The following is a 22,685-nucleotide window of genomic DNA, read 5'->3' as shown; positions in this document are numbered from 1 at the left end:
GGCCAACATGATCCGCGTGCAAAACGTAAGTAAAACCTTTGTGCTCCATCAGCAAAACGGCGTGCGCCTGCCGGTGCTGCAAAATGCTTCACTTGAGGTCAGCAAGGGCGAATGTGTGGTCCTGCACGGCCATTCCGGCAGCGGAAAATCCACCCTGCTGCGCTCCCTGTATGCCAACTATCTGCCGGACGAAGGCCATATTCACATCCGCCACGGCGATGAGTGGGTCGATCTGGTTCAGGCACCCGCACGGAAAGTGCTGGAAGTCCGCCGCTCAACGATCGGCTGGGTGAGCCAGTTTCTGCGGGTAATCCCGCGGATCTCCGCCCTGGACGTGGTGATGCAGCCGCTTCTGGATCTTGGCATGCCGCGTGAAACTTGCGCCGCCAAAGCCGCCAGCCTGCTGACGCGCCTCAACGTGCCCGAGCGCTTGTGGCACCTTGCGCCATCGACCTTTTCCGGCGGCGAGCAACAGCGCGTGAACATTGCGCGCGGGTTTATCGTCGATTACCCGATTTTACTGCTCGATGAACCCACCGCCTCGCTCGACAGCAAAAACAGCACTGCGGTGGTGGAGCTGATCGAACAGGCTAAAGCGCGCGGCGCGGCGATCGTCGGGATCTTCCACGACGAAACCGTGCGTTCGCGCGTGGCAGACAGACTGCATCCAATGGGGACCCACGCATGATTATCAATAACGTCAAGCTGGTGCTGGAAAATGAAGTGGTTGGCGGCTCCATTGAGATCCAGGACGGGGTGATCCGCGCGTTCGCCGAAACCCTGAGTCGCTCCCCAGAAGCCATGGACGGCGAAGGCGGCTGGCTGCTGCCAGGGCTGATCGAGCTGCATACCGATAATCTGGATAAGTTCTTCACCCCGCGCCCGAAAGTGGACTGGCCCGCCCATTCGGCGATGAGCAGCCACGACGCGCTGATGGTCGCCAGCGGCATCACCACCGTACTGGATGCGGTAGCGATTGGTGACGTGCGCGACGGAGGCGATCGTCTGGAAAATCTGGAGAAGATGATTAACGCCGTGGAAGAGACGCAAAAACGTGGTCTCAACCGCGCCGAGCACCGCCTGCATCTACGCTGCGAACTGCCGCATCACACCACCCTGCCGCTGTTTGAAAAGCTGGTCGGTCGTGAGCCGGTCTCGCTGGTGTCACTGATGGACCACTCCCCAGGGCAGCGCCAGTTCGCCAATATTGAGAAATATCGCGAATACTACCAGGGCAAGTATTCTCTCACCGATGCCGAGATGGCCCGCTACGAAGATGAGCAGCTGGCGCTGGCGGCACAGTGGTCGCAGCCGAATCGCCTCTCCATTGCTGCGATGTGCCGGGACCGCAACATCGCGCTGGCCAGCCATGATGACGCCACCCATGAACATGTACTCGAATCTCATCAGCTTGGTAGCGTGATCGCCGAATTTCCCACCACATTTGAAGCAGCTGAAGCCTCCCGTAAGCACGGCATGAACGTGCTAATGGGCGCGCCGAACATTGTGCGCGGCGGCTCGCATTCCGGCAACGTGGCGGCAAGCAAGCTCGCCTCACTTGATCTACTCGATATCCTCTCCTCCGATTACTACCCCGCCAGCCTGCTGGATGCGGCATTCCGGGTGGCGGACGACGAGGGCAACAGATTCACGCTGCCGCAGGCCATTCGTCTGGTGACGAAAAACCCGGCATCGGCGCTGAATCTTCAGGATCGTGGAGAGATTGCCGAAGGTAAACGGGCGGATCTGGTGCTGGCCCACCGTAAAGGTGAGCATATCCATATCGACCACGTCTGGCGTCAGGGAAAACGGGTATTCTGATGGGAAGACTAATCTGGCTAATGGGGCCGTCCGGCTCCGGTAAGGACAGCCTGCTGTCCGCGTTAAGGCAGCGGGAACACCCGCAACTGCTGGTCGCACACCGCTATATTACCCGCGCGGCGAATGCCGGAAGTGAAAATCATATTGCCCTGAGTGAGCAGGAGTTTTTCACCCGCGCTGGGCAAAACCTGCTGGCGCTTAGCTGGCACGCTAACGGTTATTACTACGGGGTGGGTATCGAGATAGACCTGTGGCTACACGCGGGTTTCGACGTGCTGGTCAACGGTTCGCGTGCACACCTTCAACAAGCGCGCGCCCGATATGAAGCCGCCCTGCTGCCGGTCTGCCTGCAGGTTTCCCCCGATGTCCTGCGCAGCCGGTTGCAGAGCCGGGGGCGCGAATCAGCCCGTGAGATAGACCAGCGGCTTGAGCGCGCGGCGCGTTATACCCCGTCTGAATGTCATATCCTCAATAATGACGGAAGTTTGCTACAGTCTGTCGATACCTTTTTATCGCTGATCCGTCAGAAGGAGAAACAGCATGCCTGACTGCCAGCTTCGCCCCGCCACCGCCGACGATGCGGCGATGGTTTACGCTCTCATCTGCGAGCTAAAACAGGCTGAGTTCGATCATATGGCATTTCACACCGGTTATCTTGCCAATCTACAGGACCACAATATGCGTTATCAGCTTGCCGAGCTGGACGGGCAGATCGTCGGCATGATTGGCCTACATATGCAGTTTCACCTGCATCACGCACGCTGGATTGGCGAAATCCAGGAGCTGGTGGTGATGCCGCAGGCGCGTGGTCACAAAGTGGGGAGCCAACTCCTGGCGTGGGCAGAAGACGTCGCACGTCAGGCGGGAGCGGAGTTAACCGAGCTTTCCACCAGCGTAAAACGCGTGGATGCCCACCGTTTTTATGTCCGTGAAGGTTACACACAGAGTCATTTTCGATTCACCAAACCGCTGTAGAGGTATGCGATGAGTCTGACGATCACGTTAACCGGCACCGGCGGTGCCCAGCTGGTTCCGGTATTTGGCTGCGACTGCGCGGCGTGTCGCCGGGCGCGTTTGCAGGATAGCTATCGCCGTCGTCCGTGCAGCGCGGTGGTCAAATTCAATGAAGCCATAACCTTGCTGGATGCCGGTATTCCGCATCTGATGGACGACTGGCCGGCAGGCAGCTTCCAGCAGTTTTTGCTCACGCATTACCATATGGATCACGTTCAGGGGTTATTCCCGCTGCGCTGGGGAGTGGGGGCGACCATTCCTGTCTATGGTCCGCCGGACGACGTGGGCTGTGACGACCTGTTCAGGCACCCGGGGCTCCTGGACTTCAGCCATACAGTGGAACCGTTTGTGATGTTTGAGCTACAGGGGCTGCGGGTCACACCGTTGCCGCTCAACCACTCGAAACTGACCTTCGGGTATTTGCTGGAATCGGCCCACAGCCGCGTGGCCTGGCTATCGGATACCGCCGGGTTGTCGGAAAAAACGGTGAAGTTCCTGCTTAACAACCGGCCGCAGGCGATGATTATCGACTGCAGCCACGAACCGCGCGATGAAACGCCGCGAAACCATTGCGACTTAAATACCGTGATTGCGCTAAACGAGACGATTGGCTGCCCGCAAGTGATCCTGACGCACATCAGCCATCAGTTTGACGTGTGGATGATGAATAATCCGCTTCCGGAAGGGTTTGAAGCGGGATATGACGGCATGATGTTGGCGCTGGATTAGTTTTTCACCCTCTCGCGTGGAGAGGGTGAGGGCAACAGGCCGCACTTACCCTCGGTCGTAATCGTCTTCTAACCTGCGCTCATCCTCTTCTAACCGACGGCGATCGTCATCCAACTGACGCTGACGCTCGTCTAAACGGCGGCGTCTGTCTTCAAGCTGCCGACGACGGTCGTCGTACTGTCGACTGTCGATCTGACGGCTGCGGTCATAACGATCGTCGTCATCGCTGCTTCGGCTACTGCTGGGATTATAGGCGTCATTGATCGCCTGCTGAATATTGCCAATGGCATCATCAACAATATCGGCGTGAGCCAGTTGGCTGGTGAGTGACAGCAGACCAAATAACAGAGCAGTTGAGTAACGTTTCATAAGGCCAGTCTCGCAGGTGGGCTGGCTTTACAGTAATAAACGGCAAACGAGAGAGGTAGCGGAGGAATCTCAAATTGCCATCACCTTCCGCAGCGCCTGCGCCAACTGCACCCGCGTAAATGGCTTGCGCAGTAACGCCACGTCCGGCAGCTGTGGATTGTGCGCCGGACGTAAATCCTGGCCGCTAATCAGCAACACCGGCAACTGAGGGAAGTGGCTGCGCACATGGCCGATCACTTCGGCACCGCTCAGATTGCCTGGCAGCATTAAGTCGCTGATAAGCATGCCAATATCTGGTGAAACTTCCAGCATTCTCAACGCCTGCTCACCGTTCTCCGCCTCCAGCGTCAGATAGCCAAGCTGGTGCAGCTGCTCGCACAGGGTCTGACGAACATCCGCCTCATCTTCCAGCACCAGCACCAGCCGCTCGCTATCACCGGCGGCGGTGGCAGAGAGCACTTCATCCTCAGACATAACGGGCAGCATCGAGCGCGGGAGGTGAAGCCGAACGGTCGTCCCCTGCCCCGGCGCGCTTTCAATCTCCACGCGACCACCTGACTGGCGGACAAAGCCGTAGACCATCGACAGACCTAACCCACTCCCGCTTCCGGTCTGCTTAGTGGTGAAGAACGGTTCAAAGACCCTGGATTTCACCTCCTGCGACATACCGCTGCCGCGGTCAATCACCTCCAGCGCCACCATATCCTGCCTGCGCCCGTCGCTACGGGTGACGCGCTGATTCCAGGTACGGAGCTTAATCACCCCGCTTTGCCCTTCCATCGCATCGCGGGCATTCATCACCAGATTGATAATGGCGTTCTCCAGCTGGCTGACGTCTATCCATGCGGGCCAGGCGGGAGATTGCGCTTCAATCTCCAGCGTCAGGGTCGCAGGCAAGGAGTGGAGCATGAGTTCCCTGAGGTTTTCCAGCAGCGGTTTCATCTCGACCGCGTGCGGCGTCAGGGATTGCTTACGGGAAAACGCCAGCAGGCGCTGAGTGAGGAGTGCACCGCGTTCGGCAGCCTTCAGCGCCCGGGTGATACGCGGTGCATCTTTTGATTCCGGATCGGTAAGCTCAAGACTGCCGATGATCACCGCCAGCAGGTTATTAAAATCATGCGCCAGCCCACCCGTCAGTTGTCCAACGGCTTTCATCTTCTGGCTGTGCAGCAGTGCCTCTTCCAGCCCCTGACGCTCAATGCGGTCGATCTCCATCTGCGTGGTTTTCTCTTTCAGCAGACGCGTGGTGTGCTCAAGTGAGGCAGTGTTGCGGGCAAAAACGTTAAACGCACGCGCCAGCTCACCCAGCTCATCACGCCGCTGGAGGGCGGGAACGGACACATCCTGTTCGCCGTGAGCAAGACGCGACATCGCCCGGGAAATGGCCGTCAGGTTTGAGGCCAGATTGCGATAGATATACCAGCAGGCGCATCCGGTGATGATCAGCGCCAGCACGGCGAAAATGCTGATAAATACGCTGATAGATTGCAATTCGTGATGGCTCTGGGCCGTGCGAAGCCGGGAGGCTTGCGCCACCTGTTCGACGTACTGATTAATATCACTGTTGAGGATCGCTACCAGCGCCTTGATGTGGAACATATACCAGCTTATCGCCAGATCGCTTTCTTCCAGTTGCTTCGACAGCGGCGCGAGCTTACGCAGTTCGTCGTTAAAATCGGGCAGGACATCATTCACCACCGGCTGCGCCGCACTCCGCGGCAGCGTTGCCGTCACCGCATCCAGCTGCTGCACCGTGGCGCGCGGCGAGGGGGTGTCGATAGCGGCGATAATCAGCCTGTCCATCTCCATTAGCTGCTGTGCATCCGGGACCTTGCTGTCGTAACGGCGATTGATATCCTGCAAATGCCGTAAGTAGCTCTGACTCTGATACAGCGAGCTCAGCAGCGCATTACGTTCCAGATGGCGTCGCTGCCCGCGTTCAAGCATCTCCGTCACGCTCTGCTGTAATTCATTGCTTCTCTGAATAATTCGCGCCACCAGCGCCGGTTCCTGCTGCGCCAGTGGCGCATCAGCAAGCTGTTCCAGCGAGTGACGCAGTGCCATTTGCGTCTGCTTCAACCGGTCAGCTTCGCCTTTATATTCCAGCGCCCCTACGACTTGCGAAAGCCTCACCGCCGCCGTTGCCACGCTGGCGGTATCCCGTGCGAGATTCATACTGCCGGTCATGTCATCCAGCGTTTGCTGTTGAACCTGCTCCTGGATCTGGCTGGCGTGACGGAAGCCGAGCACCGCCACACCGCTGACCATGAGCGTCACGGCGACCACCAGCAGATTGAAAATCAGCAGGCGACCACGGGCGCTGGCAAAAAACGGGGGGCGGTGTGATGACATGTTAGCTCCGTAACTGTGATCGACATTAGCTATTCATAACTATGACAAATATGAACGGCTTCTGACATTTTGCATTTACGCACCTGTGATGAAGTGCAGATATCGACATTCACAGGAGATCCGCCATGAGCAGAACCCCGGTATTAGAGATGCGTCACATTGCCAAGACGTTTGGCAATTTCCACGCGCTCAAGGGTGTGGATTTGACGGTCTTCCCCGGTGAGATCCACGCGCTGATGGGTGAAAACGGCGCGGGAAAAAGCACGCTGATGAAGATCCTCGCGGGAGCCTATACCGCCACCAGCGGTGAGATCCTGATCGACGGTCAGCCGTTTCACATCAAGGGGCCAAAAGATGCGCTGGCCGCAGGCATTACCCTGATTTATCAGGAGATGCAGCTAGCGCCCAATCTGACCGTCGCCGAAAACATCTTTCTTGGCAGCGAGTTGTCGCGGGGCGGGCTGGTACAGCGCAAAGAGATGGCTGCTCAGGCGCAGGCTGTGATTGAGCGCCTTGGCGCACATTTTAACGCCACCGACCTGGTGATGAAGCTGACCATTGCCGAGCAGCAGCAGGTGGAAATAGCCCGCGCACTGCACCGCAACAGCCGCATTCTGGTGATGGATGAACCCACCGCGGCCCTCTCCTCACGAGAAACCCATCGCCTGTTTGAGCTGATTTTGCGCCTGCGCGATGAAGGAATGGCCATCATCTATATCAGCCATCGGATGGCGGAAGTGTACGAACTCTCCGACCGCGTCAGCGTTCTGCGTGACGGGCAGTACGTCGGCAGCCTGACCCGCGACAAACTGAACGCCTCTGAGCTGGTGAAGATGATGGTCGGTCGCCCCTTAAGCGATCTGTTTAACAAAGAACGGGATATTCCACTCGGCAGCCCGCGTCTCAACGTTCACCACCTCACCGACGGTAAAAAAGTACAGCCTTGCAGCCTGCAGGTACGTTCAGGGGAAATTGTCGGTCTGGCGGGCCTGGTGGGGGCTGGCCGCTCCGAACTGGCACAGCTGATCTTCGGCGCGCGCAAAGCCACAGGCGGCATGATTGAAGTTGATGGCGAGCCGGTAGTGATCCACTCCCCGCGTGCGGCAATTGAAAACGGGATCGGTTTTCTCACTGAAAACCGCAAGGAACAGGGGTTGTTCCTGGAGCTGGCGGCGCAGGAGAACATCACCATGGCCACGCTGGAGCGCGACGCAACCTTCGGCATGCTTAACCGCAAAAAAGCACAGTCCATTTCCGATGACGCCATCGCCCTGCTTAACATCCGCGTGCCCCATTCTCAGGTGCGCGCTGGTGGGCTATCAGGCGGTAACCAGCAAAAACTGCTGATCTCCCGCTGGGTAGCAATCGGCCCGCGCATTCTGATTCTGGACGAACCGACGCGCGGCGTGGACGTCGGCGCGAAAAGCGAGATCTACCGCATCATGAACCAGATGGCGCGCAAGGGCGTGGCGATTTTGATGATCTCCAGCGAACTGCCGGAAGTGGTGGGCATGAGTGACCGGGTGTACGTCATGCGTGAAGGCAGCATTGCGGGTGAACTCCACGGGCGCGACATCTCTCAGGAAAACATTATGACGCTGGCAACCGGCGTGAACGACACTCATCATCAGGCGGTGCAATCATGACAACTCCTACCCATCCGCAGCAGGTGGCGAAATCCGCCTCCGCCAAAAAAATGCTGATGAGCGATCTGATGCAAACGGTCGGTATTTTGCCGATTTTAATCCTGATTGTGGCGGTATTTGGTTTTATCGCCCCTAACTTCTTCACCGAGAGCAATCTGCTCAACATTACCCGTCAGGCCTCGATCAACATCGTGCTGGCGGCAGGGATGACATTCATCATCTTAACCGGCGGTATTGACCTCTCCGTGGGCTCGATTCTGGGCACCACGGCGGTAGCGGCGATGGTGGTCTCGCTTATCCCTGAATTTGCGATGCTCTCCATTCCGGCCGCGCTGATGCTCGGCATGGTGCTGGGCCTGTTCAACGGTGCGCTGGTGGCCTTTGCCGGGTTGCCGCCCTTTATCGTCACGCTCGGGACCTATACCGCGCTGCGCGGCGCGGCCTATCTTCTGGCCGACGGCACAACGGTCATTAACTCAAACATCAATTTTGAGTGGATCGGTAATAACTATCTCGGCCCCATTCCCTGGCTGGTGGTGATCGCCCTGGCAGTGATTGCGGTGTGCTGGTTTATCCTGCGCCGCACCACGCTTGGGGTTCACATCTATGCGGTCGGCGGCAACATGCAGGCAGCACGACTGACAGGTATTAAAGTCTGGATGGTGCTGCTGTTTGTATACGGCATGAGCGGTCTGCTCTCTGGCCTGGGCGGGATCATGAGCGCATCGCGACTTTACAGCGCCAACGGCAATCTGGGCATGGGTTATGAGCTGGATGCAATTGCGGCAGTGATCCTCGGTGGTACCAGCTTTGTCGGCGGGATCGGCACGATCACCGGCACGCTGGTAGGTGCGCTGATCATCGCCACCCTCAACAACGGCATGACGCTAATGGGCGTCTCCTACTTCTGGCAACTGGTGATCAAAGGGGCGGTGATCATCATTGCGGTGCTGATCGACAAATACCGTACCCGACACCATCAAAGTGCATAACAACAATACCCTACAAGCGAGGAAGAAAAGATGCGTTTGAAACCGTTAGTGACCGCGCTCTGTGCTGGCGCACTGCTTGCCGCAACGCCGTTTGCGCAGGCGAAAGATTTGAAGTCCATCGGTGTGACGGTGGGTGACCTGGCTAACCCGTTCTTCGTGCAGATCACCAAAGGTGCCGAGCTGGAAGCGCGCAAACTGGCGGGGGATAACGTTAAAGTCACGCTGGTCTCCAGCGGTTACGATCTGGGTCAGCAGGTGGCGCAGATCGACAACTTTATTGCCGCCAAAGTGGACATGATCATCCTTAACGCGGCGGACTCCAAAGGTATCGGCCCGGCGGTAAAACGCGCGAAGGACGCCGGGATCGTGGTGGTCGCGGTTGACGTGGCAGCGGAAGGGGCAGATGCCACCATCACCTCCGATAACACTCAGGCAGGCGAAATGGCCTGTAAGTACATAACCGACCGCCTGAAAGGTAAAGGCAATGTGGTGATCATCAACGGGCCACCGGTGTCAGCGGTACAGAACCGCGTGGAAGGTTGTCAGACAGAATTCAAAAAACATCCGGATATCAAGGTGCTCTCAGATAACCAAAACGCCAAAGGCAGCCGTGAGGGTGGGCTGGAAGTGATGACCTCCTTACTGGCCGCCAATCCGAAGATCGACGGCGTGTTCGCGATTAACGATCCCACCGCGATCGGTGCCGATCTGGCAGCCAAACAGGCACAACGCAGCGAGTTCTTTATCGTTGGCGTGGATGGTAGCCCGGACGGTGAAGAAGCGCTGAAGCGGGAAAACTCCCTGTTTGTGGCGACCCCAGCGCAAGATCCGCAGGTGATGGCGGCAAAAGCGGTGGAGATCGGCTATGACATATTACAGGGCAAGCCTGCACCGAAAGCGCCTGTGCTGATCCCGGTGACGATGATCGATAAAAAGAATGTCGGAACCTATAAGGGATGGACGGTTAAGTAACCCTTTCCCCTCTCCCACCGGGAGAGGGGACTGTTTTCAAGGAGTCCCCATGAAACGCTCCGACATCAACGAAATCCTCGGCCACACGCGGCAGTTTTTCTCCATGCACGATGTGCACCTCCCCCCTTTTGCCAGCTTTCCGCCAACAAAATGGCAGCAGCTTGACCAGGCCGCATGGCAGGAAGTGTTCGACCTCAGGCTCGGCTGGGATGTGACGGCATTCGGTGGCAACAATTTTGCCGCCCAGGGCCTGACGCTGTTTACTCTGCGCAATGGCTCCCCCAACGGGGTACCGTATGAAAAATGCTACGCAGAAAAAATCATGCACGTGCGAGACGGCCAGGTCACGCCGATGCATTTCCACTGGCGCAAGCGGGAAGACATCATCAACCGGGGCGGCGGAAATCTGATCATAGAGTTGTGGAATGCCGGAGGGCATGAAGAGACCGAAAATACCGATGTGACGGTCAGCGTCGACGGCTGTCGACAGACCCACGCGCCCGGTAGCCAGTTGCGCCTCACACCAGGGGAAAGCATCTGTCTCACGCCCGGCCTGTACCACAGTTTCTGGGGCGAACGCGGGTTTGGCGACGTTCTGGTGGGCGAAGTGTCATCCGTGAACGATGACGAACACGATAACCATTTTCTGCAGCCCATCGCGCGCTACAACAGTATTGAAGAAGACGAACCGGCGGTACTGGTGTTGTGCAACGAGTACAGCCTGTTTCGGATTTAAGGAGTGAATGATGCCATTGATTTCTCTTGCCAACGGTCTTGAGCACGCCAGAGAGCACCGCTACGCACTGGGTGCGTTTAACGTACTCGACTCCCATTTCCTGCGTGCGTTGTTTGCCGCCGCCAGGCAGGAACGATCGCCGTTTATCATCAACATCGCCGAAGTGCATTTTAAGTATGTGTCGCTGGATTCGCTTGTCGAAGCGGTTAAGTTCGAGGCCGCTCGCCACGATATTCCCGTGGTCCTCAACCTCGACCACGGTCTGCACTTCGAGGCAGTGGTGCGCGCCCTGCGTTTAGGGTTCAGTTCGGTGATGTTCGACGGCTCCGCGTTGAGTTACGAGGAAAACATTCGCCAGACGCGGGAAGTCGTGAAGATGTGCCACGCGGTGGGTGTGTCGGTGGAGGCTGAGTTGGGCGCGGTTGGCGGTGACGAAGGCGGCGCGTTGTATGGGCATGCGGATGAAGCCTTTTATACTGATCCGCAACTGGCACGCGAATTTGTCGATCTGACGGGTATTGATGCCCTGGCCGTCGCCATTGGTAATGCACACGGCAAATACAAAGGCGAGCCGAAACTCGACTTCCCACGCCTGGATGCGATTCGCCAGCAGACGGGTCTGCCGCTGGTGCTGCATGGAGGTTCCGGGATTAGCGATGCCGATTTTCGTCGCGCCATCGAACTGGGCATTCATAAAATCAATTTCTACACCGGGATGTCGCAAGCGGCTCTGTCCGCCGTTGAGCAGCGTATGGCAAAACGCCAGCCACTTTATGACGAGTTTGCCGAACTGTTGCTGGGTATAGAAGAGGCGATTTCCGATACGGTCGCAGAACAGATGCGCATCTTTGGCAGCGCGGGGCAGGCATAATGGAACGCAAAGGGATTATTGCTGCGGGCAATATGCTGGTGGATCACGTCCACCAGATCGTGCAGTGGCCAGAACGCGGCTGGCTGGCAGAAATTACCCACAGCGAACGTTCCACCGGCGGCGCGCCGCTCAACGTCCTTCTGACGCTGGCGAAAATGCACGTTGGCCTGCCTCTGCAGGCCGTGGGACTGATTGGTGAAGATAGCGACGGGGACTACATTCTGGCAATGCTCGACCAGTACCACGTCAACCGTCAGCGCGTACAGCGCACCACCTTTGCACCGACCTCCATGTCGCAGGTCATGACCGATCCCAGCGGACAGCGCACCTTTTTCCACTCGCCAGGGGCAAACCGTCTGCTGGATCTTCCCGCCTTCGATCGTTTAGACGGATCGATGAAGATCTTCCATCTCGGTTATTTGCTGTTGCTCGACAGCCTGGACATGCCGGATGACGAGTTTGGCACCCGTAGCGCGCGGCTGCTGGCGCAAATGCGCGACCAGGGGTATGAAACGTCGCTCGATCTGGTGTCCCGCAAGGGCGACCCGCGCTACCAGCCGCTGGTGCTCCCTGCCCTTCGCCATCTCGATTATCTGGTGATTAACGAGCTGGAAGCCGGAGAGTTTAGCGGGCTGGAGATGCGTGACGAGCATGATGCACTGCACATTACCCATATTGCCCAGGCCGCTTCTCAACTGCTGGCATCTGGCGTTCGTCAGCGCGTGGTGATCCACTGCCCGGAAGGCGCATGGGGTGAAGCGCCGGGTGAGCAAGGCCGCTGGATCCCGTCATGGTTGCTGGAACAGGAACAGATCATCGGCAGCGTTGGCGCGGGAGATGCCTTTTGTGCGGGCTTTTTATACGGCTGCCATGAATCATTGTCGCTAACGGACAGTATTTATCTGGCACACGCCTGCGCGCGGGCAAGCCTGCTGGCCGCCAATGCGATTGACGGCGCGAAAACGCTGGCCGAGTTGCAGCTGTTTATTAAAGAGAATACTTAGGCCGCTTTTTCGCTGTGAGAGACGTCGGTGGCAAAAACGTAGCCCAGTCCACGGATGGTTTTAATGAGTGCAGGCTGGTGCGGATTGGCCTCGATTTTCCGTCGCAGGCGCATGATTAACACATCAATAGTACGGTCAAAGACCTCGGCGCTTTCGCTGTGGGTTAACTCAAGCAATTGATCACGGCTCAGTACCCGGCGAGCATTTTGCGTGAGTGCCAGCAGCAAACCGTACTCGCCCTGCGTTAAGGGCACGGTATTACGGTTAGGATCGCTCAGTTCACAGCGCGCGGTATCCAGCGTCCAGCCGTTAAAGGTAATCCCCTCTATACTCGGCACGGGAACGTCTGCGGCCAGCACGCCCGTTCGACGCAGCACGGCTTTAACGCGGGCGACCACCACGCGCGGGTTAAACGGCTTGCCAATATAATCGTCGGCCCCCATCTCCAGCCCCACCACGACGTCTGACTCACTGCCCAGCCCGGTTAACATGACCACCGGTAGCGCCGGACGCTGCTTTTGCAGCTGCAGCAAAACCTGCAGACCGTTGATATCCGGCAGCATCATATCCAGCAGAACCAGGGCAATATTCGGCTCCTGATGAACACGGTTCAGGGCATCCTGGCCGTTATGGCAGACCAGCACACTAAAGACGTGCTCACTCAGCACATCCTGAAGCAGTTCGCAGACTGCAATATCGTCATCAACCACCAGAATCGCCGGTTTCATCGCATGCTTCCGTCAGGGGATTATTTTAAGTCTGAACCATTCTGCCGTCGGCTCCAGTCAAATAGTTTTTTCAGTCACGAAAATTCAACCCATGTCACATCCGCTGCCCTGTCGACACGTCAATTTTGACGATTGGCTGCTTTTCGTCAGGGTTTTCACTGCAAATGGGCCGTAAAGTCTGGGTATACCCATATAAAAAACATGGCATAGAAGCTGCATAGTGGGTGCGAAAGATTCGATTAACTGGAGCAGACTGATGAAAAAAGTCGTCACGGTTTGCCCTTATTGTGCCTCAGGTTGCAAAATTCACCTGGTGGTCGATAACGGCAAAATCGTCCGGGCGGAGGCCGCGCAGGGGAAAACCAATCAGGGCACGCTGTGCCTGAAAGGTTACTACGGCTGGGATTTTATTAACGATACTCAAATCCTCACCCCGCGCCTGAAAACCCCTATGATCCGCCGCGAGCGCGGTGGCAAGCTGGAAGCCGTCTCCTGGAATGAGGCGCTGGATTACGTCGCCTCACGCCTGAGTGCCATTAAGGCCAAATACGGCCCTGATGCCATTCAGACCACCGGTTCCTCACGTGGGACGGGAAATGAAACGAACTATGTAATGCAGAAATTCGCGCGCGCCGTTATTGGTACCAATAACGTCGACTGCTGCGCTCGCGTCTGACACGGCCCATCGGTTGCAGGTCTGCACCAGTCGGTCGGTAACGGCGCAATGAGTAATGCGATCAACGAGATAGATAATACCGATCTCGTGTTTATTTTCGGCTATAACCCGGCGGATTCTCACCCTATCGTCGCGAACCATGTTATTCGCGCCAAACAGAATGGGGCGAAGATCATCGTCTGCGATCCGCGCAAAATTGAAACCGCGCGCATTGCCGATATGCACATTGCATTGAAAAACGGTTCGAACATCGCGCTGTTGAACGCAATGGGGCACGTCATTATTGAGGAGAACCTGTACGACCAGGCGTTTGTCGCCACCCGTACGGAAGGCTTTGACGAGTACCGGAAAATTGTCGAAGGCTATACGCCAGAGTCGGTAGAAGCGATAACCGGCGTCAGCGCGCAGGAGATCCGCCAGGCGGCACGGATGTATGCCGGGGCGAAAACCGCCGCGATCCTGTGGGGCATGGGCGTGACCCAGTTCTACCAGGGGGTGGAAACCGTGCGTTCTCTGACCAGCCTCGCCATGCTGACGGGGAATCTCGGTAAGGCACACGTTGGCGTCAACCCGGTGCGTGGGCAGAATAACGTGCAGGGCGCGTGTGATATGGGTGCACTGCCGGATACCTATCCGGGCTATCAGTACGTGAAATTCCCGGAGAACCGCGCCAAGTTCGCGAAGGCTTGGGGCGTGGAAAGCCTGCCGGAACACACCGGGTATCGCATCAGCGAGCTGCCGCACCGCGCGGCGCACGGCGAAGTGCGTGCGGCCTACATCATGGGCGAAGATCCGCTCCAGACCGACGCCGAGCTGTCTGCGGTGCGCAAAGGGTTTGAGGACCTGGAGCTGGTGATTGTCCAGGATATCTTTATGACCAAAACCGCGGCAGCGGCGGATGTGATTCTACCGTCAACGTCCTGGGGTGAGCATGAAGGTGTCTATACGGCAGCAGACCGTGGCTTCCAGCGCTTCTTTAAAGCGGTAGAGCCGAAGTGGGATCTGAAAACGGACTGGCAGATCATCAGCGAAATCGCCACACGCATGGGCTACCCAATGCACTACAACAACACTCAGGAGATCTGGGACGAGCTGCGTCATCTGTGCCCGGATTTCTTTGGTGCCACTTACGAAAAAATGGGTGAACTGGGGTATATCCAGTGGCCGTGCCGGGATGAGTCAGAGGCTGATCAGGGCACGTCGTATCTCTTCAAAGAGAAATTCGACACCCCGAACGGACTGGCACAATTCTTCACGTGTGACTGGGTCGCCCCTATCGACAAACTCACCGATGAGTATCCGATGGTGCTTTCCACCGTGCGTGAAGTTGGCCACTACTCCTGTCGTTCCATGACGGGCAACTGTGCCGCGCTGGCGGCACTGGCGGATGAACCAGGCTATGCGCAGATCAACACCGCCGACGCTGACCGTCTCGGTATTGAGGATGAAGCGCTGGTGTGGGTGAACTCTCGTAAAGGCCGAATCATTACTCGTGCGCAGGTCAGCGACCGTCCTAACAAAGGTGCGGTCTATATGACCTACCAGTGGTGGATTGGTGCCTGTAACGAGCTGGTGACGGAGAACTTAAGCCCGATAACTAAAACGCCGGAGTATAAATACTGCGCCGTCAACGTGGAGCCAATTGCGGATCAGCACGCTGCGGAACAGTATGTCATCGACGAATATAACAAGCTGAAAGCCCGACTGCGCGAAAGCGCAATGGGTTGAAGCTGTTAATTCATCAGTGAATAAAGGGAGTGAGATATTCACTCCCTTTTTATTTCCGCTTAAAGCATTCGAAATATCAATTATTATTCTGGAAAGCCGCTCGCAGAAATAATGTAATTTACGCAAACAAGAATTACATCTTTGCATTTTAATTCAGAGGGATAAGATGTGCGGCGGGTGCTTAAGACTTTCTGTCTTGAGCATTGTTGAGGGACAGAAAGTGGAAAGCCCCGGGAAATCGTCATTTACCCGAGGCTACCCCTCAACACCAACAGGTTGAGAGTAGCCTCTTATTCTAGTTTTCACAAGGAGTAAAAGGCATGACGCCATTAAAAACTGCGTTAGGCATTGTCTTTATTATTTGCCTGACGATAGTGATATTTACCTTTATTAATCGCGGTAAGTTATGCGAACTCACAATAAAGAGTGAACATCAGGAGGTGGCGGCGAAATTAGCCTGCAACGCAGGCTAACCTCTTCGGGCGGAGCGACGGTTCCGCCCGGCTTGTCGGATGCTGAGGTCTTAATGCACCCATTTTTTTCTTCTGTCACCGCGATTATACTGCGCGGCATGTACCAAGATGATAAGAATCCATGAAACACATTTTCCTGTTGTTGTTAGTTTTTACGTCGCTTGCCCGTGCCGATGAGATTGGCAGCCAGTATAAAAAGCAAGCTGAAGCGGGTGATGCCCGCGCCCAGTATTATCTTGCCGATACGTACTTCAGCTCTGGCGACAGCAAACAGGCGGCGCTGTGGGCAGAGAAAGCGGCAAAAGGGGGCGACGTTGATGCGATGGCGCTGCTGTCACAAATCCAGTTTACGCAGGGCGATTACGCGCAGGCTAAAGCGCTGGCGCAGCAGGCGAACATTGCGGGCAGTAAACGGGGTGCGATCATGCTGGCACGCGTGCTGGTCAATACCCAGGCAGGCAAAACCGACTATCCACAGGCCATCAAACTGCTGCAAACGGCAACCGAAGATATCGACAATGACTCGGCGGTAGATGCGCAACTGCTGCTGGGTTTGATTTATGCCAACGGTGTAGAAGTGGCTCAGGACGATGTTCAGGCGGCATCATGGTTTAAACGCAGTTCAGCACTTTCACGTACGGGCTACGCCGAGTACTGGGCTGGAATGTTGTTCAGACAGGGTGAGAAAGGCTTTATCACCCCCAATAAACAGAAAGCGCTGTACTGGTTGAACCTGAGTTGTACTGAAGGGTTTGATACGGGATGCGAAGAGTTTGACGCGTTGAGCGGGGAGTAAACATTGCCGGGTGGCGCAGGCCACCCGGCTTTTTACATTATTGGTCAGCCGTCTTATCAAAACGACCCAGCACCTCGCGTTCATACGCCAGCGCTTTTTTACGGTCGAATTTGTGTTCCCACTTGGCAATCACCAGCACCGCCAGCGCATTACCCACCACATTCAGCGCCGTACGCGCCATGTCGAGGATACGGTCAACACCGGCGATGAATGCCAGGCCTTCCAGCGGGATCCCGACGCTACCCAGCGTTGCCAGCAGCACCACGAACGAAACGCCCGGTACGCCTGCGATACCTTTTGAAGTCACCATCAGGGTCAGCACCAGCACGATCTCCTGCCACAGCGACAGGTCAATCCCGTACAGCTGAGCGATGAAGATCGCCGCAATACTCTGATACAGCGTTGAGCCATCCAGGTTAAAGGAGTAGCCGGTTGGCACCACGAAGCTGGTGATCGACGCCGGTGCGCCGTAGGCTTCCATCTTCTCAATAATACGCGGCAGCACGCTCTCAGAGCTTGCCGTGGAGTAGGCCAGAATCAGCTCATCTTTCAGGATACGAATCAGGATCCAGATGCTCAGCCCGCACAGACGCGCCACGATGCCCAGCACCACCAGCGCAAAGAACAGGATGGCGAAGTGCACCAGAATCACCAGCTTCGCCAGCGGCCACAGGGAGGCGAAACCGAAATTCGCTACGGTCACAGCAATAAGCGCAAACACCCCAACCGGCGCATAGCGCATCACCATGTGAGTCACTTTGAACATGGTTTCAGAGATTGAGCGGAACACCGTCACCAGCGGTTCACGGTGTGTCGCGGGGAGGGAAGAGAGACCCAGACCAAACAGCACCGAGAAGAAGATGATAGGCAGCATCTCACCCTTCGCCATAGACGCCACGATGTTGGTCGGAACCAGCGACAGGATTGTGCCCATCAGGCCATGCGCATGGCTCTGCACATCAGCAGTTGTGCTTTGGTATTTCGAAATATCCACCGTCGCGAGTTGCGACATATCAATCCCGGAGCCTGGCTGGAACACATTCGCCATCGTAATGCCCAGGATAATGGCAATCGTCGTGATCACTTCGAAATAGATAATGGTTTTCGCCCCGATACGGCCTAACTGTTTCGCATCGCCGACGCCCGCAATACCGACCACCAGCGTCGAGATCACAATCGGTACCACAATCATCTTGATCAGATGAATAAAGATATCACCTGCTGGCGAGAGCAGGTTCGCAATCAGCCATTCGCGACTGTCACTGTGATAATGGAGATAACTACCCAGCAAGATGCCCAGCACAAGGGCTAGCAAAATTTGCCAGGCCAGGCTGACTTTAACGTTTTTCATAGAAACTGACTTCCTCAATGAAGCTCCCTGATCACTCAAACTGCATGAATATGGAGCCATACTGAAAGGGTATGAATTGTGTTGCGTTGGTTTATGGGATTTTTTAACGCGGCGTATGAGTATCATTTGCACGGTATGTTGCGCAAGCCTTAAAGAACGATGCGTTTCACTACAAAAAGTTGCTATGACGCGAGTTTGTGACAATCCCGATAAATAACCTTTTGTTATAAAAACGCTTTTTTAGGTTAATTTGTGAATAATCGGCTCGCTAAATTATTTTTCTTCAAAGTTTCATTCGCTCATTTTTCATACTATTCAAACAATGCGTGATCTGCCGCCCAAATAATAAACAAAGCTTGTAAAGCCCCTACAATTAACGTTTTTGCGACATATTATTAACATCTTACAAGGAGAAAAAAAGCCATGAGCCAAATACACAAACATGACATTCCCGCAAACATTGCGGACCGTTGCCTGATCACCCCGGAGCAGTACCACGAGAAATATCAGCAATCTATCAACAGCCCGGACATCTTCTGGGGTGAACAGGGTCATATCCTTGACTGGATTAAACCTTATCAGAAGGTGAAAAACACCTCCTTTGCGCCAGGCAACGTCTCCATAAAATGGTATGAAGATGGCACGCTGAACCTGGCGGCAAACTGCCTGGACCGTCACCTTGCCGAGCGCGGGAACGAGACGGCCATCATCTGGGAAGGCGATGATGCCTCACAGAGCAAACACATTACGTACAAAGAACTGCACCGCGACGTGTGCCGTTTCGCCAACGTCCTGCTGGAAAAGGGCATTAAAAAAGGCGATGTCGTGGCTATTTATATGCCGATGGTACCCGAAGCGGCGGTTGCCATGCTGGCATGCGCGCGCATCGGTGCGATCCACTCCGTCATCTTCGGCGGCTTCTCGCCAGAAGCGGTTGCCGGTCGTATTGTCGATTCAAATTCTAAACTGGTGATCACCGCCGATGAAGGCGTGCGCGCTGGTCGCAGTATTCCGCTGAAGAAAAACGTCGACGAAGCGTTGAAAAACCCGAACGTGAAAAGCGTCAGCAACGTTGTGGTGCTCAAGCGTACCGGCGGTAAGATCGACTGGAAAGAAGGTCGCGACCTGTGGTGGAGCGATTTGATTGATAAAGCGAGCGACCAGCATCAGCCGCAAGAGATGAATGCGGAAGATCCGCTGTTCATTCTTTACACCTCCGGGTCGACCGGCAAGCCGAAAGGTGTGCTGCACACCACCGGCGGCTATCTGGTCTATGCGGCCACCACTTTCAAATACGTCTTCGACTATCACCCGGGTGACATTTACTGGTGTACCGCCGACGTGGGCTGGGTCACCGGACACAGCTACCTGCTGTACGGCCCACTGGCCTGCGGTGCCACCACGCTGATGTTTGAAGGTGTACCAAACTGGCCGACGCCAGCGCGTATGTGTCAGGTGGTCGACAAACACAAGGTCAACATTCTCTATACTGCGCCAACGGCGATCCGTGCGCTGATGGCAGAAGGCGATAAAGCCATCGAAGGTACTGACCGCTCTTCCCTGCGTATTCTTGGTTCCGTGGGTGAGCCAATTAACCCGGAAGCCTGGGAGTGGTACTGGAAGAAAATCGGTAACGAGAAATGCCCGGTGATGGACACCTGGTGGCAGACCGAGACCGGCGGCTTTATGATCACCCCAATGCCGGGAGCGACCCAACTGAAAGCAGGTTCTGCAACGAACCCATTCTTCGGCGTACAGCCTGCACTGGTGGATAACGAAGGTCATCCGCTTGAAGGGGCAACCGAAGGCAACCTGGTGATCACTGACTCCTGGCCAGGTCAGGCGCGCACGTTATTCGGCGATCACGAACGCTTCGAGCAGACCTATTTCTCCACCTTTAAAAACATGTATTTCAGTGGCGATGGCGCGCGTCGCGATGAAGATGGTTACTACTGGATAACCGGGCGCGTGGACGATGTGCTGAACGTCTCCGGCCACCGTCTGGGCACCGCCGAGATTGAATCTGCACTGGTGTCTCATCCGAAGATTGCTGAAGCCGCCGTGGTAGGTATCCCGCATAACATCAAAGGCCAGGCGATTTACGCCTATGTCACCCTGAACCACGGTGAAGAGCCGTCGCCAGAGCTGTATGCCGAAGTGCGCAACTGGGTACGTAAAGAGATTGGCCCGCTTGCCACACCAGATGTTCTGCACTGGACCGACTCGCTGCCGAAAACTCGTTCAGGCAAAATTATGCGCCGTATTCTGCGCAAAATCGCGGCCGGGGACACCAGCAATCTCGGTGATACCTCAACGCTCGCGGATCCTGGCGTGGTGGACAAACTGCTCGAAGAGAAGCAGGCCATCGCAATGCCTTCGTAACCCCCTCACCCTAACCCTCTCCCGCAAGGGAGAGGGAACAATAAAACCTCCCCTACCAATACTTCTGGAGACTCTGTGATGAATAACGATATTTGTCAGCAGATAGAGAATAGTGCGCACTACAGGGAGCTCGTCGATAAACGGCAACGGTTTGCCTTCATCCTTTCCATCATCATGCTGATTATCTACGTCGGCTTTATTCTGCTTATCGCCTTTGCCCCACACTGGCTCGGCACCCCGCTGCACGAGGGGACCAGCGTCACGCGCGGGATCCCCATTGGCATTGGCGTGATTGTGATTTCATTTGTGCTGACCGGCGTGTACGTCTGGCGCGCGAACGGTGAATTCGATCGTCTTAATAAAGCGGTACTGCGAGAGGTAAAAGCATCATGAAGCGAGTCCTGACGGCGCTAGCCGCCACACTTCCCTTTGCCGCCCACGCGGCGGATGCCATTACCGGCGAGGTACAGCGCCAGCCAACCAACTGGCAGGCGATTGTGATGTTCCTGATTTTCGTCCTGCTGACGCTCTACATCACGTACTGGGCGTCGAAACGCGTGCGCTCCCGTAACGATTACTACACTGCGGGCGGCAACATTACCGGTTTCCAGAATGGACTGGCGATTGCCGGCGACTTTATGTCCGCGGCCTCGTTCCTCGGCATCTCTGCCCTGGTGTATACCTCAGGCTACGATGGTCTGATTTACTCGCTCGGCTTCCTGGTCGGCTGGCCAATCATTCTGTTCCTGATTGCTGAACGCCTGCGTAACCTGGGACGCTACACCTTTGCAGACGTCGCATCTTATCGCCTGAAACAGGGGCCGATTCGCACCCTCTCAGCCTGTGGCTCGCTGGTGGTGGTTGCGCTGTATCTGATTGCGCAGATGGTGGGCGCGGGTAAATTGATCGAACTCCTGTTCGGCCTGAACTACCACGTCGCAGTGGTATTGGTTGGCGTCCTGATGGTGATGTACGTCCTGTTCGGCGGCATGCTGGCAACGACCTGGGTGCAGATCATCAAAGCCGTACTGCTGCTGTTCGGCGCCAGCTTTATGGCCTTCATGGTGATGAAACACGTTGGGTTCAGCTTCAATAACCTGTTTACCGAAGCGATGGCGGTCCACCCGAAAGGTGAAGCCATCATGAGCCCGGGCGGTCTGGTGAAAGATCCGATTTCAGCCCTTTCGCTCGGTCTGGGTCTGATGTTCGGTACTGCAGGTTTGCCGCACATCCTGATGCGTTTCTTCACCGTGAGCGATGCACGCGAAGCACGTAAGAGCGTTTTCTACGCCACCGGTTTCATGGGTTACTTCTATATCCTGACCTTTATCATCGGCTTTGGTGCCATCATGCTGGTGGGGGCAAACCCGGTGTTTAAAGATGCGGCAGGTGCGCTGATTGGTGGTAACAACATGGCGGCGGTGCACCTGGCCGACGCGGTGGGCGGTAATCTGTTCCTCGGCTTTATCTCCGCCGTGGCCTTCGCCACCATTCTTGCGGTGGTTGCAGGGCTGACGCTGGCAGGCGCGTCTGCAGTGTCACACGACCTCTACGCCAACGTCTTCCGTAAAGGCGCGAGCGAACGTGATGAGCTGAAGGTTTCCAAGATCACCGTGCTGGTGCTGGGTGTGGTCGCTATTCTGCTGGGCATTCTCTTTGAGAAGCAGAACATCGCCTTTATGGTGGGGCTGGCCTTCTCGATCGCGGCAAGCTGCAATTTCCCGATCATCCTGCTCTCCATGTACTGGTCAAAACTGACCACCCGTGGGGCGATGATTGGTGGCTGGCTGGGACTGCTGACGGCGGTGATCCTGATGATTCTGGGCCCAACCATTTGGGTGCAGATACTCGGTCACGAGAAAGCTATCTTCCCGTATGAATACCCGGCGCTGTTCTCTATTGCCGTGGCGTTTATCGGTATCTGGTTCTTCTCGGCCACCGACAATTCGCCGGAGGGTAACCTGGAACGCGAGAAATTCCGCGCCCAGTTTATTCGTTCGCAAACCGGTCTTGGCGTTGAGCAGGGTCGCGCGCACTAAGCCTTT

21 protein-coding genes are annotated in these 22,685 nt (G+C 56.1%); 17 read left to right on the top strand and 4 right to left on the bottom strand.

Annotation, left to right across the window (positions count from 1 at the left end; genetic code table 11):
• Positions 1-7 precede the first annotated feature (7 nt).
• The 5 genes from phnL to phnP are packed head-to-tail and all read left to right on the top strand — an operon-like array spanning position 8 to position 3,564.
• Positions 8-688: a phosphonate C-P lyase system protein PhnL gene (phnL, locus tag ACLHV9_RS01955; protein ID WP_108089422.1), complete on the top strand. Its 681-nt coding sequence runs from the start codon at positions 8-10 to the stop codon at positions 686-688.
• Positions 685-1,821 (top strand): alpha-D-ribose 1-methylphosphonate 5-triphosphate diphosphatase, encoded by a 1,137-nt coding sequence (gene phnM, locus ACLHV9_RS01950; protein WP_028017900.1) that lies wholly within the window; start codon positions 685-687, stop codon positions 1,819-1,821. Before phnL ends, phnM begins: the two co-directional genes overlap by 4 nt.
• The gene (gene phnN / locus ACLHV9_RS01945; protein ID WP_028017901.1) at positions 1,818-2,369 is read left to right on the top strand and encodes a ribose 1,5-bisphosphokinase; all 552 of its coding nucleotides are present in this window, start codon (positions 1,818-1,820) and stop codon (positions 2,367-2,369) included. The genes phnM and phnN overlap by 4 nt, the downstream gene beginning before the upstream one ends.
• Positions 2,362-2,796, top strand: a complete 435-nt coding sequence (phnO, locus tag ACLHV9_RS01940) for an aminoalkylphosphonate N-acetyltransferase (protein ID WP_049007717.1) — start codon at positions 2,362-2,364, stop codon at positions 2,794-2,796. Before phnN ends, phnO begins: the two co-directional genes overlap by 8 nt.
• A 9-nt stretch (positions 2,797-2,805) precedes the next feature.
• Complete coding sequence (gene phnP, locus ACLHV9_RS01935) at positions 2,806-3,564, top strand: phosphonate metabolism protein PhnP (protein ID WP_108089421.1); 759 nt, start codon at positions 2,806-2,808, stop codon at positions 3,562-3,564.
• 45 nt (positions 3,565-3,609) lie between these two features.
• On the opposite strand, the gene yjdP is transcribed toward phnP, so the two are convergent.
• Positions 3,610-3,933 carry a DDRRRQL repeat protein YjdP gene (gene yjdP, locus ACLHV9_RS01930; RefSeq protein WP_049007719.1) on the bottom strand — a complete coding sequence of 108 codons (324 nt, stop codon included), beginning with the start codon at positions 3,931-3,933 and terminating at the stop codon, positions 3,610-3,612.
• Between the two features lie 69 nt (positions 3,934-4,002).
• Entirely contained in the window at positions 4,003-6,285 is a 2,283-nt protein-coding gene (locus ACLHV9_RS01925; protein ID WP_108089420.1) for a hybrid sensor histidine kinase/response regulator, read from the bottom strand.
• 125 nt (positions 6,286-6,410) lie between these two features.
• Here ACLHV9_RS01925 and ACLHV9_RS01920 point away from each other — a divergent pair, with 125 nt between their 5' ends.
• From ACLHV9_RS01920 to ACLHV9_RS01895, 6 genes are read left to right on the top strand one after another with little or no spacing between them, the layout of a single operon-like run.
• The gene (locus ACLHV9_RS01920) at positions 6,411-7,931 is read left to right on the top strand and encodes a sugar ABC transporter ATP-binding protein (protein WP_049007721.1); all 1,521 of its coding nucleotides are present in this window, start codon (positions 6,411-6,413) and stop codon (positions 7,929-7,931) included.
• Positions 7,928-8,923: an ABC transporter permease subunit gene (locus tag ACLHV9_RS01915; protein WP_049007722.1), complete on the top strand. Its 996-nt coding sequence runs from the start codon at positions 7,928-7,930 to the stop codon at positions 8,921-8,923. The genes ACLHV9_RS01920 and ACLHV9_RS01915 overlap by 4 nt, the downstream gene beginning before the upstream one ends.
• Positions 8,924-8,953: 30 nt before the next feature.
• Entirely contained in the window at positions 8,954-9,895 is a 942-nt protein-coding gene (locus ACLHV9_RS01910; protein ID WP_049007723.1) for an ABC transporter substrate-binding protein, read from the top strand.
• Positions 9,896-9,944: 49 nt separating this feature from the next.
• Positions 9,945-10,631, top strand: a complete 687-nt coding sequence (locus tag ACLHV9_RS01905) for a D-lyxose/D-mannose family sugar isomerase (protein WP_108089419.1) — start codon at positions 9,945-9,947, stop codon at positions 10,629-10,631.
• A 10-nt stretch (positions 10,632-10,641) separates the two neighbouring features.
• Positions 10,642-11,502: a ketose 1,6-bisphosphate aldolase gene (locus ACLHV9_RS01900; RefSeq protein ID WP_108089418.1), complete on the top strand. Its 861-nt coding sequence runs from the start codon at positions 10,642-10,644 to the stop codon at positions 11,500-11,502.
• Positions 11,502-12,506, top strand: a complete 1,005-nt coding sequence (locus tag ACLHV9_RS01895; RefSeq protein ID WP_108089417.1) for a carbohydrate kinase family protein — start codon at positions 11,502-11,504, stop codon at positions 12,504-12,506. The genes ACLHV9_RS01900 and ACLHV9_RS01895 overlap by 1 nt, the downstream gene beginning before the upstream one ends.
• Here ACLHV9_RS01895 and ACLHV9_RS01890 read toward each other — a convergent pair.
• On the bottom strand, positions 12,503-13,234 hold the full coding sequence (locus ACLHV9_RS01890; RefSeq protein ID WP_108089416.1) for a response regulator: 732 nt from the start codon (positions 13,232-13,234) through the stop codon (positions 12,503-12,505). The genes ACLHV9_RS01895 and ACLHV9_RS01890 overlap by 4 nt on opposite strands.
• Positions 13,235-13,490: 256 nt before the next feature.
• On the opposite strand from ACLHV9_RS01890, the gene fdhF reads away from it, so the two are divergent.
• From fdhF to ACLHV9_RS01875, 3 genes are all read left to right on the top strand, one after another.
• Entirely contained in the window at positions 13,491-15,638 is a 2,148-nt protein-coding gene (fdhF, locus tag ACLHV9_RS01885) for a formate dehydrogenase subunit alpha (RefSeq protein WP_080351377.1), read from the top strand.
• 320 nt (positions 15,639-15,958) lie between these two features.
• A complete protein-coding gene (locus ACLHV9_RS01880; RefSeq protein WP_028017915.1) occupies positions 15,959-16,111 on the top strand; it encodes a Hok/Gef family protein in 153 nt (50 codons plus the stop codon).
• Positions 16,112-16,232: 121 nt separating this feature from the next.
• Complete coding sequence (locus ACLHV9_RS01875; protein ID WP_134708612.1) at positions 16,233-16,907, top strand: tetratricopeptide repeat protein; 675 nt, start codon at positions 16,233-16,235, stop codon at positions 16,905-16,907.
• Positions 16,908-16,944: 37 nt separating this feature from the next.
• On the opposite strand, the gene gltP is transcribed toward ACLHV9_RS01875, so the two are convergent.
• Entirely contained in the window at positions 16,945-18,258 is a 1,314-nt protein-coding gene (gene gltP / locus ACLHV9_RS01870; protein WP_014830305.1) for a glutamate/aspartate:proton symporter GltP, read from the bottom strand.
• Between the two features lie 423 nt (positions 18,259-18,681).
• On the opposite strand from gltP, the gene acs reads away from it, so the two are divergent.
• The 3 genes from acs to actP all read left to right on the top strand — a co-directional run bounded on the left by acs (position 18,682) and on the right by actP (position 22,679).
• Positions 18,682-20,640: an acetate--CoA ligase gene (gene acs / locus ACLHV9_RS01865; protein WP_407220104.1), complete on the top strand. Its 1,959-nt coding sequence runs from the start codon at positions 18,682-18,684 to the stop codon at positions 20,638-20,640.
• A 78-nt stretch (positions 20,641-20,718) separates the two neighbouring features.
• A complete protein-coding gene (locus ACLHV9_RS01860) occupies positions 20,719-21,033 on the top strand; it encodes a DUF485 domain-containing protein (protein ID WP_108089410.1) in 315 nt (104 codons plus the stop codon).
• Positions 21,030-22,679, top strand: a complete 1,650-nt coding sequence (gene actP, locus ACLHV9_RS01855; protein WP_108089409.1) for a cation/acetate symporter ActP — start codon at positions 21,030-21,032, stop codon at positions 22,677-22,679. The genes ACLHV9_RS01860 and actP overlap by 4 nt, the downstream gene beginning before the upstream one ends.
• Positions 22,680-22,685 lie beyond the last annotated feature (6 nt).

This window comes from Enterobacter sp. CPE_E890 (genome assembly GCF_046521475.1).
GTDB lineage: Bacteria > Pseudomonadota > Gammaproteobacteria > Enterobacterales > Enterobacteriaceae > Enterobacter > Enterobacter adelaidei.
The sequence above is the reverse complement of the archived record's forward strand: the minus strand, read 5'-3'. Positions and strand labels throughout refer to the sequence as shown.

Excerpts from the sequence above, each read along its gene's own strand:
- phnL (WP_108089422.1), top strand. The coding sequence starts at position 8 with ATGATCCGCGTGCAAAACGTAAGTAAAACCTTTGTGCTCCATCAGCAA.
- phnM (WP_028017900.1), top strand. The coding sequence starts at position 685 with ATGATTATCAATAACGTCAAGCTGGTGCTGGAAAATGAAGTGGTTGGC.
- phnO (WP_049007717.1), top strand. The coding sequence starts at position 2,362 with ATGCCTGACTGCCAGCTTCGCCCCGCCACCGCCGACGATGCGGCGATG.
- phnP (WP_108089421.1), top strand. The coding sequence starts at position 2,806 with ATGAGTCTGACGATCACGTTAACCGGCACCGGCGGTGCCCAGCTGGTT.
- yjdP (WP_049007719.1), bottom strand. The coding sequence starts at position 3,933 with ATGAAACGTTACTCAACTGCTCTGTTATTTGGTCTGCTGTCACTCACC.
- ACLHV9_RS01925 (WP_108089420.1), bottom strand. The coding sequence starts at position 6,285 with ATGTCATCACACCGCCCCCCGTTTTTTGCCAGCGCCCGTGGTCGCCTG.
- ACLHV9_RS01920 (WP_049007721.1), top strand. The coding sequence starts at position 6,411 with ATGAGCAGAACCCCGGTATTAGAGATGCGTCACATTGCCAAGACGTTT.
- ACLHV9_RS01915 (WP_049007722.1), top strand. The coding sequence starts at position 7,928 with ATGACAACTCCTACCCATCCGCAGCAGGTGGCGAAATCCGCCTCCGCC.
- ACLHV9_RS01910 (WP_049007723.1), top strand. The coding sequence starts at position 8,954 with ATGCGTTTGAAACCGTTAGTGACCGCGCTCTGTGCTGGCGCACTGCTT.
- ACLHV9_RS01905 (WP_108089419.1), top strand. The coding sequence starts at position 9,945 with ATGAAACGCTCCGACATCAACGAAATCCTCGGCCACACGCGGCAGTTT.
- ACLHV9_RS01900 (WP_108089418.1), top strand. The coding sequence starts at position 10,642 with ATGCCATTGATTTCTCTTGCCAACGGTCTTGAGCACGCCAGAGAGCAC.
- ACLHV9_RS01895 (WP_108089417.1), top strand. The coding sequence starts at position 11,502 with ATGGAACGCAAAGGGATTATTGCTGCGGGCAATATGCTGGTGGATCAC.
- ACLHV9_RS01890 (WP_108089416.1), bottom strand. The coding sequence starts at position 13,234 with ATGAAACCGGCGATTCTGGTGGTTGATGACGATATTGCAGTCTGCGAA.
- ACLHV9_RS01880 (WP_028017915.1), top strand. The coding sequence starts at position 15,959 with ATGACGCCATTAAAAACTGCGTTAGGCATTGTCTTTATTATTTGCCTG.
- ACLHV9_RS01875 (WP_134708612.1), top strand. The coding sequence starts at position 16,233 with ATGAAACACATTTTCCTGTTGTTGTTAGTTTTTACGTCGCTTGCCCGT.
- gltP (WP_014830305.1), bottom strand. The coding sequence starts at position 18,258 with ATGAAAAACGTTAAAGTCAGCCTGGCCTGGCAAATTTTGCTAGCCCTT.
- acs (WP_407220104.1), top strand. The coding sequence starts at position 18,682 with ATGAGCCAAATACACAAACATGACATTCCCGCAAACATTGCGGACCGT.
- ACLHV9_RS01860 (WP_108089410.1), top strand. The coding sequence starts at position 20,719 with ATGAATAACGATATTTGTCAGCAGATAGAGAATAGTGCGCACTACAGG.
- actP (WP_108089409.1), top strand. The coding sequence starts at position 21,030 with ATGAAGCGAGTCCTGACGGCGCTAGCCGCCACACTTCCCTTTGCCGCC.